The sequence below is a fragment of the Staphylococcus sp. GDY8P94P genome (assembly GCF_017892255.1).
GTDB lineage: Bacteria > Bacillota > Bacilli > Staphylococcales > Staphylococcaceae > Staphylococcus > Staphylococcus cohnii.
Genome location: NZ_JAESKU010000012.1, coordinates 1 through 14,922 on the forward strand (window position 1 = coordinate 1; position 14,922 = coordinate 14,922).

The 14,922-nt window shown below is 35.7% G+C and carries 9 protein-coding genes, 1 tRNA gene, 1 rRNA gene and 1 other RNA gene; all 12 read right to left on the reverse strand.

Annotation, left to right across the window (positions count from 1 at the left end):
* A 16S ribosomal RNA gene (locus KA926_RS07680) occupies nucleotides 1-75 on the reverse strand; the annotation flags it as partial.
* Between the two features lie 524 nt (nucleotides 76-599).
* Complete coding sequence (recR, locus tag KA926_RS07685; RefSeq protein WP_046206986.1) at nucleotides 600-1,196, reverse strand: recombination mediator RecR; 597 nt, start codon at nucleotides 1,194-1,196, stop codon at nucleotides 600-602.
* Between the two features lie 4 nt (nucleotides 1,197-1,200).
* A complete protein-coding gene (locus tag KA926_RS07690) occupies nucleotides 1,201-1,518 on the reverse strand; it encodes a YbaB/EbfC family nucleoid-associated protein (RefSeq protein WP_026034724.1) in 318 nt (105 codons plus the stop codon).
* An 89-nt stretch (nucleotides 1,519-1,607) separates the two neighbouring features.
* Complete coding sequence (gene dnaX, locus KA926_RS07695; RefSeq protein WP_107385691.1) at nucleotides 1,608-3,317, reverse strand: DNA polymerase III subunit gamma/tau; 1,710 nt, start codon at nucleotides 3,315-3,317, stop codon at nucleotides 1,608-1,610.
* Nucleotides 3,318-3,376: 59 nt separating this feature from the next.
* Nucleotides 3,377-3,907, reverse strand: coding sequence for a GNAT family N-acetyltransferase (locus KA926_RS07700; RefSeq protein ID WP_107385690.1), 531 nt, complete (start codon nucleotides 3,905-3,907; stop codon nucleotides 3,377-3,379).
* 182 nt (nucleotides 3,908-4,089) lie between these two features.
* An RNA gene (gene ffs / locus KA926_RS07705) (signal recognition particle sRNA large type) lies at nucleotides 4,090-4,358 on the reverse strand.
* 71 nt (nucleotides 4,359-4,429) lie between these two features.
* Nucleotides 4,430-5,155, reverse strand: coding sequence for a trehalose operon repressor (treR, locus tag KA926_RS07710; RefSeq protein WP_107385689.1), 726 nt, complete (start codon nucleotides 5,153-5,155; stop codon nucleotides 4,430-4,432).
* 30 nt (nucleotides 5,156-5,185) lie between these two features.
* Nucleotides 5,186-6,820, reverse strand: a complete 1,635-nt coding sequence (treC, locus tag KA926_RS07715) for an alpha,alpha-phosphotrehalase (protein ID WP_107385688.1) — start codon at nucleotides 6,818-6,820, stop codon at nucleotides 5,186-5,188.
* 88 nt (nucleotides 6,821-6,908) lie between these two features.
* The gene (gene treP, locus KA926_RS07720) at nucleotides 6,909-8,336 is read right to left on the reverse strand and encodes a PTS system trehalose-specific EIIBC component (protein WP_107383741.1); all 1,428 of its coding nucleotides are present in this window, start codon (nucleotides 8,334-8,336) and stop codon (nucleotides 6,909-6,911) included.
* A 340-nt stretch (nucleotides 8,337-8,676) separates the two neighbouring features.
* Nucleotides 8,677-8,769 (reverse strand) — tRNA-Ser (locus KA926_RS07725).
* Nucleotides 8,770-8,829: 60 nt separating this feature from the next.
* The gene (locus KA926_RS07730) at nucleotides 8,830-10,293 is read right to left on the reverse strand and encodes a glutamate synthase subunit beta (RefSeq protein ID WP_107385687.1); all 1,464 of its coding nucleotides are present in this window, start codon (nucleotides 10,291-10,293) and stop codon (nucleotides 8,830-8,832) included.
* 18 nt (nucleotides 10,294-10,311) lie between these two features.
* Nucleotides 10,312-14,811 (reverse strand): glutamate synthase large subunit, encoded by a 4,500-nt coding sequence (gene gltB, locus KA926_RS07735; RefSeq protein ID WP_107517848.1) that lies wholly within the window; start codon nucleotides 14,809-14,811, stop codon nucleotides 10,312-10,314.
* Nucleotides 14,812-14,922 lie beyond the last annotated feature (111 nt).

The following is a 14,922-nucleotide window of genomic DNA, read 5'->3' on the forward strand; positions in this document are numbered from 1 at the left end:
ATATGTTCGCTCGACGTACATGTATTCGGCACGCCGCCAGCGTTCATCCTGAGCCAGGATCAAACTCTCCATAAAAATATGATGTTTGATTAGCTCATAAAATACTAATTTGTGTTATTAATAACACGTTGTTTTGATTCAACATTTAATGTTGAAATCGGAATTAACGTTGACATATTGCAATTCAGTTTTCAATGTTCATTTGTTTCAATCACAAGAATTAATTCTACAGGTTTTAACTTTGAAAGTCAAGAACTTTTTAAAATTAATTTGAAAGCTTGTTTTGAAATATCATTATGTGTGTCGTTTTGTTTCGTCCGACAAGTAAATACTATACACGCTTAAAACGCTTTGAACAACAGTAAAATTTACACTTTTCTTCATGATCAAATGTGATCTTTCTTCATTTTACATACTTTTTATTTCCAATGGTTCGTATCGTTCGTTTTTATCTTCATCTCGTGATTTTTGACATTGATAAATAGTTTGAATAACTCTATAAAACAAACTTTACTGTTTATTAAATTTCTTTTCAAAAATTTAAAGCTACCTTAAAAAAAAGGTAGCTTGGTTTCATTTTATTTATAATTGAACACTTATTACATCTCTGTTCTGCCCATAATCGCTTTTGATAATGTCACTTCATCCGCGTATTCTAAATCTCCACCAACAGAAAGTCCTTGCGCTAATCGAGTTACTGTTAAACCTATTGGTTTAACTAGTCTCGATATATACATCGCCGTTGACTCGCCTTCCAAATTAGGGTTCATTGCTAAGATGAGCTCTTTTACTTCATCATTTTTCAAGCGATTGATTAAACTTGGAATATTAATATCTTCTGGTCCTATGCCATCCATCGGAGATATAGAACCATGTAATACATGGTACAAGCCTTTATATTCACGCATTTTTTCCATAGCGATAACATCTTTATCGTCCTCAACCACACAAATAATTGAACGATCTCTCTGTTTATCTTGGCAAATATAGCATGGATCTTGCTCAGTAATATGCCCACACTCACTACAATAGGTAAGTTCTCGTTTTACATCTACTAAAGCTTTAGCAAATTGAACGACATCGTCTTCTTTCATATCTAATACATGAAACGCCAGACGTTGAGCTGTCTTCGGCCCAATGCCTGGCAGTTTCATGAAACTGTCGATAAGTTTGGATATTGGTTCTGGATAGTGCATACAATCACATTCCAGGGATATTTAAGCCTTGTGTATGCTTACCTAAACGTTCTTGAGTAAGTTCATCAGCTTTATTCATCGCTTCGTTAGTAGCAGCAATAACTAAGTCTTGTAACATTTCAATGTCATCTGGATCAACTGCTTCTTCTTTGATTTCTACATCGAGAACTTCTTTATGACCTGATACTGTGACAGTTACCATGCCACCACCAGCTGTACCTTGTACTTTTTCTTCTTTTAATTTTTCTTGTTCTTCATTCATTTTCTTTTGCATTTTCTGCATTTGTTTCATCATTTGTTGCATATTTCCGCCACCGCGCATATATTTATCCTCCTTAAAAACTTCAATCTCATCTGATTGTAATTCATCTTTTGTCTCATTATACATGCCTTTTAATTCATTGTCATGTATCACTCTTCATCAATTACATTTACTGTGTTTTCTCCAAATAGGTCTTTAGCCTTTTGAACGACGTCGACTTCTTCAGGAGACGCTGTTGTCGCTGTTCTGTTTTCTTCCGCACTCGTACTTTGTTTGCGGTTTTGAAGATATTCTGTTCTTACTCTCATCCACTGATCTGCTGGCACGCCCACTACTTTAACTGTTTTATCTATAATATTACATACTACGTTCTCAATATTCTCTCTTTTTTCATCATCTTTATTTACAATCTCACAGTGTATTTCTTCTTCGAATTTAATCAGTACATGTGTTTCACTAGCTGCCACTGGTTCTGAATTTTGAAGTAAGCTTACTAATGATTTCATATCATTACTTTTAGCGTGATCTATAACCTCTTGCCAGTGGTCTTTAAGCTGTTTAATATCTTCTTTGTTAGCTTTATCTAATACTTTGGCAATTTGTTGCATTGAAAACGCATTTTTCGATTGCGTGCCTTTACTAGCTGTTTTTTTAGCTTGCGGTTTTGCATTATTAGTTACGACACCTTGTGATTTTAATGTTTTCAGTTCATTTTCTAACTGTTCCATTCGCTGTAACAATACTTCATTATTAGGTTCACTGGCTACGCTCGTTGTAGCAACAGTTTGCACATTTTCTGATTCGCCTTTAATCATTTCTGCTATTTTAACTAATAATACTTCAAAATGCACACTTTGATTGACACTAAATCTGATTGAAACAAGCGTATCATTAATCACATCAATCATTTTATACAAAGTTTCTAAGTCAAAATGCATCAGTGCATCATATTCAGATTCTATATTAGATGTCTTATTCATAATGGTATCTCTCACAAAATAAATCATATCATTAATCAGACGATTTACTTCTTTACCTTGTGCAATAAATTGGTGATAAGTTGAAAATGCAGTTTTTACATCTCCTTCAACTATCTCTTTTAGTAAATCATTCAATGCTTGAGCATCTACGCTACCAGTTACATTCAACGCGTCTTGCAATGTAAGATGATCATCACCAAAAGCAATTGCTTGGTCCATGATACTTAACGCGTCTCGCATACCACCTTCAGATGCTTTGGCAATAAAATCTAAGGCAGCATTATCATATTCTATATCTTGAGCGTCTGCTACGAATTGCAAACGTTCTACAATTTCATCGTGACTAATTGCTTTGAAATCAAATCTTTGCGCTCTTGAAATAATTGTCGGAGGTATTTTATGTGGTTCTGTAGTCGCCAATATAAAAATTGCATGTGCTGGTGGTTCTTCTAAAGTTTTCAACAATGCATTGAAAGCACCTGTTGTTAACATATGAACTTCATCTATAATGTATACTTTGAATTTTGATTCACTTGGTGCGTATTTAACTTTATCTCTGATATTTCTAATTTCATCCACACCATTATTACTAGCAGCATCTATTTCAATCACATCTGAATTCGTTCCTCGCGTAATCCCTGTACAAATAGCACATTCATTACAAGGTTCTCCATTGGAACGTTCGAGACAATTAATAGCTTTCGCGAATACTTTTGCGATACTTGTTTTGCCTGTCCCTCTCGGCCCGCTAAAAATATACGCATGTGATTGTTTGCCTTTTGAAATTGCATTGCGCAATGTTTTAGTTACATGTTCCTGGCCTACTACATCTTCAAAACTCTGTGGCCGGAACATTCTATATAAAGCTTGATAATTCACCTTCACACCTCCAATTACATTCAACAACTATTATATCACTGTGCTTTATATTTTGAATATTAATTAAATGCCTCTGGATAAACTACATTACCATTTGGTTGCTCTGCAAGTTGTTCCCACAAGAATTTAACCACAAAATATTTCGATGGTACATCAAACGGGCTATAAATTTGATAGTGGCTTGCCTCTTCATAACCTAACATACCATAATATTCAGGATCTCCAAGTACAATAATAGTCGTATAATCTTGCGCTTTTGCGCGTTCTTCCACAGCTTGAACAAGCGCTTTACCTATACCTTTACTTCTATATTCTGGCAATACAGATAAAGGTGCTAACGCTAACGCCATATAGCGTGTTTCATCGTTAATAATCTCTATTTCTGAAAGCATTGCATGGCCAATGACATCACCTTCATCTGTCTTCGCAACAACTTCCAATTCGGAATTATATTCTGTAGATGCTCTAATTTTCAAAACTAAATCTTGTTCATCATGGTTGGACTCTGCGACGTTTTCAAAAGCAGTTTTTATTTCGTCTAAACTTGCGTCATAGTCATTTTCAGTTAATGTACTTAAATAAATTTGCATATGTCGTTCCTCCAAATTCACTAAATTCAATTTTGGGCAGTTACAATCAGAATGCTATCGTTACAGTTCAATCAATTAAATTAATGTATCGCTATTATTTTAATATAAAAAAAGAGTGACTGCTATCAAAAGATAAGTCACTCATAATATATGGTTAATTGTATTTATTTTAAAAATTAAAACCGTGCACCTTCGCTTCGAATACGTATCATAAACGTAACCAAAGTCGACAGCTAAATCTCGGCAATCCTACGGCACATACGATGATCCACTTAATGCTGCTTCCGTCAGGACCTGACATGGTTCATGGGTTCATATTGCATAGGACCGAAATCTTCAAACACTACGTGCTTTGGGCAGACTTCACAAAAACGTAGCCTTAGCGAAGGAATTAAGTCTCGCATAAGCGGATTTCGAGTACAGGGAACCGCTACCTCCCCACCTAGCACGGCAAGATATATCATACTATAAGGTAATGACTGATTGCAAGTCATACAATTCATTATTTTATAACTTATTTCATTAAATTTTGTGACGTCTCGAAAAATCATTAAACTTAAACTCCGTGGCTAAATGTTTGGAAATGTTATATTGAAATTTTGTCGTATCCTTTAAATGGACGATACCTCGAACCGTTGCAGTGTATGGTGGTGTTACATCTCCAAATATTTCACATTCTAAATTACCAAATGCTTCAAAGGTGATAGATTTATTAGAGTAGCTAATTTCTAACTTCAGCGTTTGTTCTATATAATGATACAGCGAATCTTTAGCAATGTTCATTGTTATATCAGGAACAATTTTTTCTACTAAATAATCTTCATCAATAATTTTTACGCGACGATCAATTTTTCGCGTTCGGATAATGTGCCACAATGTTTCACTCTGGCGCAAGCCCAAAGCGTTTTTTACTTCCGGTACTTCGCTGGCAGGTATGCGTTCTAATAATCTAACTTCAGTCTCATGACTCAGACCTAATCCTTGTTGAACTTCCCTGAAACTCGTTAAATTCGCAAATGGGAATTCTGTAACACCTTGATAGATTACAACTGATCCTTTACCTTTAATTTTCTGAATCATACCGTCTCTAACAAGTAGATTAAGCGCTTTGCGCACGGTTTCACGAGAGGCATTGTAGTCGAATAACAATTCGTTTTCTGATGGCAATTGAGCACCATATGGTAGCTTTGATTCGATGATATCTGTGCGTAAATTTTCATAAATCGCAATAAATTTTTTCTGTTTCATGTGATTTCACTCACTGCCTTTTAATTTAAATTATTGTCTAACTACGATGGCACCAAATCCGTCTATTAAACCATTTACAATCGAGCCATTTTGTAACATTACTTCTCCTTCAACTTTTAAGTCTTGTGGTATTTCAACTTTTTCTTTTGAAAAGTTAGCAATCACTAACCATGTTTCATCCTTATAATGACGCTTATAAACAAATAATTCATCGTGGTCCATGTAAAGTGGCTCAATATTCCCATAAGTTATAATATCATGTTCGTGACGTAGCTTTATCAATTTTCTATATGTTTGCAAAATGGATTGATCGTCTTCTATGGCTGCTTCAACATTGATTTCCTTATAGTTGTTAGGAATATCAATCCAAGGTGTGCCTGAAGTAAAACCTGCATTTTCACCGCTTGTCCACTGTACAGGTGTACGAGAGTTATCACGAGATTTTTGTCCTAATATCGTTAAAATCTCTGTTTCTGGATAACCTTCAGCTTTTAACTTTTTATATGCATTTAGAGATTCTATATCTCTATACTGGTCGATATCATTGAAGTGAGGGTCTGTCATACCAATTTCTTCACCTTGGTAAATATATGGTGTGCCTTGAAGCATGTGCAAAGCGATGGCTAGCATTTTAGCACTACTTTGACGTAAAACCTCCGTCGAATCATCACCGAATCGTGTTACTACACGTGGTTGATCATGATTACACCAAAAAATAGCATTCCATCCGCCACCGTTATAAATACCTATTTGCCATTCCATTAATATTTCTTTTAATTTATGAAAGTCTAACTTTGCGTTTGTCCACTTTTCTCCATTAATATAATCTACTTTTAAATGATGAAAATTAAACACACTACTTAGTTCTTGACGTTCGGGATCCGTATATTGAATACAATTTTCAATCGTTGTCGAAGACATTTCGCCCACTGTCATCATATCTTTAACTCCAAATGTCTGTTGATTCATTTCGTGTAAGTATTCATGCACACGTGGTCCATCAGTGTAAAATTCTTTTCCTATCTTTTCTGAATTTTTAAATTCACCTTTTGATATTAAATTAATTACATCGAATCTAAAACCGTCTACACCAAAATCAATCCAATAATTAATCACTTTATAGAGTTCACGACGCACTTCAGGGTTATCCCAATTCAAATCTGCCTGTGTTACGTCAAATAAGTGAAGATAATATTCATCTGTTTTGTCATCGTATTTCCAAGCATTACCACCAAACTTTGATTCCCAATTTGTCGGTGGTTGATTATCTGCTGACCTCCTAAAGAAATAGTAGTCTCTATATGGGTTGCTTTTATCTGAATATGCTTGTTTAAACCATTCATGTTCTGTAGATGTATGATTAATGACGATATCCATCATTATTTTTAAATCACGTTGATGTGCTTCAGCAATCAATGTTTTTAAATCTTCAATCGTGCCAAATTGTTCATTCACTTTATAATAATCGCTAATGTCATAACCATTATCATTCATAGGTGATTCATAAATAGGTGTTAACCAAATATAATCCACACCTAGATATTGTAGATAGTCTAACTTTTCAATTATGCCATTTAAATCACCTTCACCATTACCCGTCGTATCATTGAATGACTTAGGATAAATTTGATAAACTACCGATTTTCTCCAATCATTGACTACCATATTATTACCACCTTATCTTTGTATTTTAAATTAAGAAACTCGCTAATCAAACTTAGCGAGTTTAGTTGTACTTATCTATTCGAATTAACTATTCTTCTACTATTTCTTTTGCTTCTTCTTTACTGAACTTCGAGAAGATAACAGTTAATATCGCTGGTACTACCATTGCTAGAACGGTACCTATTCCGTAAATTAACCAAAAATCTTTTTTAATAGAAATGATGGCTGGCACACCGCCAACGCCAACATTACCTAAGACACCAATTGCACCTATGATAGCGCCTATAACACCCGAAGTTAAAATCGCTGCAACAAAAGGATATTTCAACGGTAAGTTTACACCAAACAATGCTGGTTCAGTAACCCCTAAGAATCCTGATACACCAGAAGTCATTGCCAAGCCTTGTTCTTTGGCCATTTTGCGTCGTTTATAGACGAACCATGCACCAAATGCAGCTGAACCTTGACAGATATTTGAAATTGCTAAGATTGGCCACAAGTACGTCCCTTCAAGACTGCTTCCCATCAGTTGGAAATCAACCGCTAAGAACATATGGTGTAAGCCTGTAATAACTAGAGGTGCGTAAAAGAAACCATAAATTGCGCCACCTAACCAGCCGATATGTTCAAAGACAAATGTCACACCATTTGTAATCCCTGTTCCTAACCATAAGGCAATTGGACCTATAACGATAAACGCTAAGAAACCAGTGATTAATAAGGCAACTGGACCAACGACTAACATTTTGATTGAATCATGCACATATTTACTTAAGAACTTTTCAATTTGTGCTAATACATATGATGCTAATAAGATTGGTAATACTTGACCTTGATAGTTCAGTTGTTTAATTTCTAAACCAAAGATATGCCATGCTGGAATATTACCTTTCCCAATATCATATTGTGAAGCGAGTTGTGGGTTCATTAAAATTAGACCTAATACCAAACCGAGTATTTGACTCCCACCAAACACACGCATACTACTCCAACCAATTAAAGCTGGCAAGAAAATAAAGGCAGTGTTTGCAATAACATTAATAATATCTGCAAAGTCCCCTAATTGTGGATATTGTGCCACCAATGCTTGCTTCCCAAACAAGTCTTCCATTGTTAATACATTATAAATCCCTAATAGTAAACCAGCAGTTACGATAGCCGGTAAAATTGGTATAAAGATATCTCCCAATAACTTAACCAATCTTTGTATAGGATTCCCTTTTTTAGCTGCCGCTGCTTTCGCATCATCTTTAGAGGCACTTTCAGCCCCGGTTTCCTCAATAAATTGTTTATAAACTTCATCTACAGTACCTGGTCCAATAACAATTTGATATTGATTATCAGCTTTGAATTGTCCCTTAACTAAATCATTGTTACTCAGTCGATCTTTATCGACCTTATCATCATCTTTCAAAACAAGTCGCAAACGCGTCACACAGTGTGTTGCTGTGTCCAAGTTTTCTCTGCCCCCAATAGCTTCGACTATATCTTGAACATCTTTCTTTTTAACAGCCATGATGATTCACTCCCTTAAACTTTAATATTATCCAGATTATAACTTGTATAGACAAGTTTTGTAAAGGCTTTCACTCAGTTTCTTAAAAAAGGTCATCAAGTAGACATTAATTTCCTATCTCTACTTGATGACCTTCTTCAATAAAAATATATATTATTTTGTGTTTGGCGTAATCACAGCAATAAGTTTAATGATAAATGCCACAAACAATAACAAAAACTATGTAAAGCACTCGTCTTTTTTCTATCATTGATCGTAAACAACAAAAAAAGACAAACACTTTATATTAAATAAACGTTTGCCTACTATATTATTTATTAGTCTTGGTATTTAATGATAATGGCGGAGGAAGAGGGATTCGAACCCCCGCGGGCCGTTAAGCCCCTGTCGGTTTTCAAGACCGATCCCTTCAGCCGGACTTGGGTATTCCTCCAAATGAACACAATAATTATAATATTATAGCCCATTAAAAAAGTCAATTATAATTAAAATGTTACACCAATGTTTTTTCAGTTAGGTATTCGTCAACAGCATTAGCGACTGCTCTACCTTCTTGAATTGCCCAAACAACAAGACTTTGACCTCTTCTTGCGTCGCCTGCCGCAAAAATATTTGATTGATTCGTTTTGAAATTTTTGTTATCTGCGACAATTTTATTTCTCTCAGTTTGTATATTAAACGCATGTGGCACAGTGGTTTCAGTACCAATAAATCCTATTGATAACAATACCAAGTCAGCTGGCCAATGACGTTCTGTACCATCGACAACAACCATACCATCCTCTGTTTCTTCAAGTATTTGTGTATAAACACCTGTTACATTACCAATACGATCAACTTCGTAACGCATTGTTTGAACACCATATGCACGTGGTTCAAAACCAAAACGCGCCTCATATTCATTATGAGCATAATCCATTTTGAATACAGGCATGGCTAATGGCCAATACGTATTTTCGTCAAATTCGATAGCTTCAGGTTGTTTTGTGTATTTGTTAAATTGAACGATAGATTTACATTTTTCTCTCAGTGCAGTCGCTACACAGTCTGCACCTGTGTCACCAGCACCAATGACAATTACGTTTTTCCCTTCTGCAGATATTGACGGCTTTTCAATTTCACCATTTAAATACTCGCCCTGTTCTGTTAAGTAATCCATAGCAAAGTGAATACCCATGCCCATTCGACCTTCTAATGGTAAATCACGTGCGTTTTGCGAACCTGTACAAATAATAATGGCATCGAATTGTTCCTCTAAACTTTCTTTACTGACATCTATCCCTATTTCCGTATCAGTGATAAAGGTGATACCAGATTGTTCCATTAGTTTGATTCTACGTCGCACTACGTCTTTATCTAATTTCATATTAGGTATACCATACATTAATAATCCACCTGCTTCATGTGCACGTTCATATACAGTTATGCGATAACCTAATTTGTTTAATTCATCTGCAGCCGTTAAACCAGCTGGGCCGCTTCCTACTATAGCTACTGATGCTGCTTTACGCTCATTGGGAATCGTTGGTTTAACCCAGCCATTTTCAAAAGCTTCATCAATAATAGTACGTTCAATACCTTTAATCGCAACAGATTCTCTATTTATCTTCATCACACACGATTGTTCACACGGAGCCGGACATACACGTCCAGTAAATTCCGGGAAGTTATTCGTTTCATTCAAGCGTTTATATGCCGTTTCGAAGTCTTTTTGGTACACTAAATCATTCCATTCTGGAATATAGTTCCCAATGGGACAACCAATTGTTTCTCTACCATATGGTTCACCTGTTTGACAAAAAGGTGTGCCACAATCCATGCATCTCGCACCTTGTTCCGAGGCTTCTTCTTTTGTAAACCTTTGCTGAAAGGGTGCGTGTCCTTTCAAACGTTCTACTAAAGACAATTCATGCAAAGGTTGTTTATCATAATTCATAAATCCTTTGAATTCTCCCATACTTAGTCCCCCTTCAAATTAATACACAGCCGTTAATTGTTGCGCTGGTTCTAGATGTGTTCTCTTGTCATTAAAAGCATTCAGTAACGCTTCATCTTGCTGGTTAGATTCACGCTTTTGTAATTCAATTTTTTGCATCATCAATTTATAATCTTTCGGAATGACTTTCACTACTTTATTAGCCATTTCTTCAAAATTATCTAATATATTTTTTGCTTTAGTACTATTTGTATAAAGTAAATGGGCTTCTAGCATCTCTCTCACAACATTTTTTTCTGCTGCAACAGTGATTTCGTCGAAGTCTAAACTGTCTAATTGATGTTCTTCTTTAAATTTTTCAATATCAGATGGGAAGATATAAGCAACACCACCACTCATGCCTTGACCAAAGTTCTTTCCGACATCTCCAAGCACAATGACGCGACCGCCTGTCATATACTCAAGACCATGATCACCAATACCTTCAACAACAACTTGTACACCACTATTTCTAATACAGAATCTTTCACCAGCTTTACCATTAATAAAAGCTTTACCATAAGACGCACCATAGAAACAGACATTACCAACTATGATTTCTGATTCTCGCTGTTGCGTCGGTGCCTTCACAATTACTTTACCGCCAGAAAGCCCTTTACCTACATAATCGTTAGCATCACCTGTGTGATGTACTGTTAATCCTTGAGGTATATAAGCAGCTAAACTTTGACCAGCATGACCTACTGTATTGACATTGATACTATCTTCAGGCAAACCTTCAGCACCGTAGATATCAGTAATCATACTACCAGTAATGACGCCCACATCTCGTTGCTCATTTTTCACTACATAATTGCCAGTAAATGACTTCTGTTGTTCAATTGCTACTTGAGCATCAGGTAATAGTTGTGTTAAATCGAATCCTTCATCAAGATGGTGATTTTGCGCTATTTTTTTATATCTTTCACCTTCGTGCTGATATAATAATGCTTCAACATTCATAGATGCAGCTTTAGGTCTTCGTTGAGATAAATTATCTTTTCGTTTTAATAAGTCTGTACGCCCCACCAAATCATCTACAGTGCGCAAACCAAGTTCGGCTAGTATCTCTCTTAATTCCTCAGCAACAAAATGCATAAAATTGACCACATGATCAGCTCTACCATTAAATAGTGCGCGTAAATCTTGATTTTGTGTAGCAATACCTACAGGGCATGTATCTTTATGGCAAACCCGCATCATTACACATCCAAGGACGACTAATGGCGCTGTTGCAAAACCAAATTCTTCCGCTCCTAATGCACATGCATATGCCACATCTTTACCTGTGAGTAATTTGCCGTCTGTTTCTACAATCACTCTCGATCTTAAATTATTCATCATAAGTGTTTGATGTGTCTCCGCTAATCCAATTTCCCAAGGTACACCTGCGTGTTGGATACTTGTTTTGGGAGAAGCACCCGTACCGCCATCATATCCACTAATCACAATTTTATCAGCATAAGCTTTAGCTACACCTGCTGCGATTGTACCGACGCCAGTTTTAGATACAAGCTTCACTGTGATATTTGCGTTTTTATTAGCATTTTTCAAATCATGAATTAATTGTGCTAGGTCTTCAATTGAATAAATATCATGATGTGGTGGTGGAGAAATCAAACCAATACCTGGTGTAGAGCCTCTGACTTCAGCAATCCATGGATAAACTTTAGAACCAGGAAGCTGACCGCCTTCCCCAGGTTTAGCACCCTGTGCTACCTTAATTTGTATTTCTTTAGCATGTTGTAAGTAATGACTCGTCACTCCAAATCTTCCAGAAGCAACTTGTTTGATTGCACTAGAACGATTACGACCTTCGTCATCCACTACAAATCGTTCAGGATTTTCTCCACCTTCACCACTATTACTTTTACCACCCATTTGATTCATTGCTTCAGCAAGTGTTTGATGGGCTTCTTCAGAAATAGAACCATAACTCATTGCACCTGTATTAAAACGTTTTACGATTTCACTCGTTGGTTCTACTTCATTGATATCAATTGAATCTTGGTTTTTAAATTCCATTAAGTGACGAATATGATCTGTACGTTGGTGATTGACTTCATTTGAAAACGTTTTGAACTGTTCATAATCATTTAAACGACACGCATGTTGTAGTAAGTGAATTGACGTCGGGTTAAATGCGTGATGTTGGCCTTGTTTACGCCATTGAAACGTACTACCAGATTCAAGGTACTCGCTCTCAGATGACTGTCTCGCTTTATTTTCTTTATCTATCAAGTTTATATCGATACCAGATAGTTTTGTTTGTGTCCCTGTAAAATACCGGTCAACAACTTCTTGTGACAAACCTACCGCTTCAAAAATTTGAGCCCCTTGGTAGCTTTGAACGGTAGAAATCCCCATTTTAGCCATAACTTTTATGACACCTTCTGATAATGTATCCGTATATGTTTGAACGTTTTCGGCAATATTTCCGTTTAAGCGTCCTTTCTCCACTAAGTTTTCTATTGTATGCTGCGCTAAATATGGTACGACTGCATTAGCACCATACCCTAATAAACACGCTACATGGTGCACCTCTCTCGTTTCACCAGAAAGTGCGATGATACTTGTACGCATGCGCAAACCTTCTCTAATTAATAATTGATGTACATGACTTACCGCAAGCAATATTGGCAATGCATAGCCTTGCGCTTCAACTAGTACTCGATCATCTAATACAATAATTTCATAGCCATCTTTTACGGATTGAATTGCTTGTTCCCCTAAATTGTCTAACGCCGTTTCTAAGTTTTCGTGATATAGCGTTGATAAATGCTTAACTTTGAACCTACTATCGTCAATCGCTTTTAATTGTGCCTCAGTTAACACCGGTCTTTTCAATTGAATTCTATTCAATACATCTTCGTTAGGTTTTAATAAATTACCTTCTGAACCTAAATAAGACAATTCACTTGTCACTATTTTTTCTCTATATGCATCAATCGGTGGATTAGTGACTTGTGCAAAAAGTTGTTTAAAATAATTGAATAACGATTCATCTTTTTCATTTAAAACAGCAATCGGAACATCATACCCCATAGCGCCAATTGGGTCTTTCTTACTTTCAATTAATTCTGTCATATATTTGTCGATTTCTTCATTCGTATAAACAAATTGCTTTTGTAATCTAGCTAAAGTTGCTTCATCCCAATTGGATGGGACCACTTTTACATTGTCTAAATCTAAGTCTACTTTAAATTGATTTAGCCAATTCTCATATGGTAATTCATCAGCGATACGTGATTTTAATTCATTATTATCAACTACTTTTTGCTGTTGAAAATCAACTAATAGTAATTTCCCTGGATTTAGTTGACCTTTAAAAGCAACTTGTTCCTCAGGTACATCTACAACACCCACTTCTGATGAAAAAACAATGTAATTATCTTTAGTGATTGTATAACGTCCTGGTCGCAAGCCATTTCTATCAGTTAGCGCGCCAATTTTTTCTCCATTACAAAATGAAATCATTGTTGGACCATCCCACGGTTCCATCAAGTAACTATAGTATTCATAAAAAGCACGAACGTTACTGTCATTCGCCGTATTATAAAGCCAAGGTTCTGGTATCATTAACATTGCTGCTCTCTCTGGTTCCATAGCTAAAGATAAAAATTCTAAAGCGTTGTCTACAATAGCTGAGTCACTACCGTCTTCATCAATAATTTCCTCTACTTTATGTTTGTCTTCACCAAAAATAGTTTCAATCAAATCATTTTGTCTTGCACGCATCCAATTAACGTTACCCTTAATAGTATTAATCTCTCCATTATGCATTAATAATCTATTAGGGTGTGCGCGCTTCCAGCTCGGAAATGTATTTGTACTAAAACGAGAATGCACGAGTCCTAGCTTTGATATATAGCGTTCATCATTTAAATCTTGAAAGAGCTTCTTAATTTGATCAGAACGCAACCATCCTTTATAGACGATTGTTTTATGAGATAAACTTGTGAAATATAAATCTACTTGCTGCTTTTTAGCATATAATTCAATTTGTTTACGTGCTAAAAATAACGCTTTTTCTATGTGAACATCATCATTTAATGCGATGAATACTTGTTGTATATATGGCATCGTTTGGGCTACATGTTCGGCAATGGCATTGACATCTACTGGCACATCTCTATAACCAATAACATTTAATCCTTCGCTTTCAAAATAACGATTGAACGTTGCTTCATGCTCTGAATTTTTTATCTTCACGTTCGAAAAAAACATACCTACTGCATAATGACCCTCTTTCGGTAATTCAAAATCTGTTTGTTTAGAAAAATAATCAAAAGGAATTTCTGTCATAATACCGGCACCATCACCTGTCATGCCATCTGCACCAATTCCTCCACGGTGATCTAACCTACGTAGCATTTCCAGTGATTTTTCAACGATATCGTGTGATCTCCCATTATTCATATTGGCATAAAATCCAATACCACATGCATCATGCTCTTCACGACTATCATATAATCCTAATTGCTTACCATATTCGAACATAACCCTCACCTCTTTTTCGAAAATTCTGAATATTAAATAAGTATAGTAAACTATATAGTAATACATTAATCTATTCAATATATAAAATAGATGATATTATTCTAATAATTC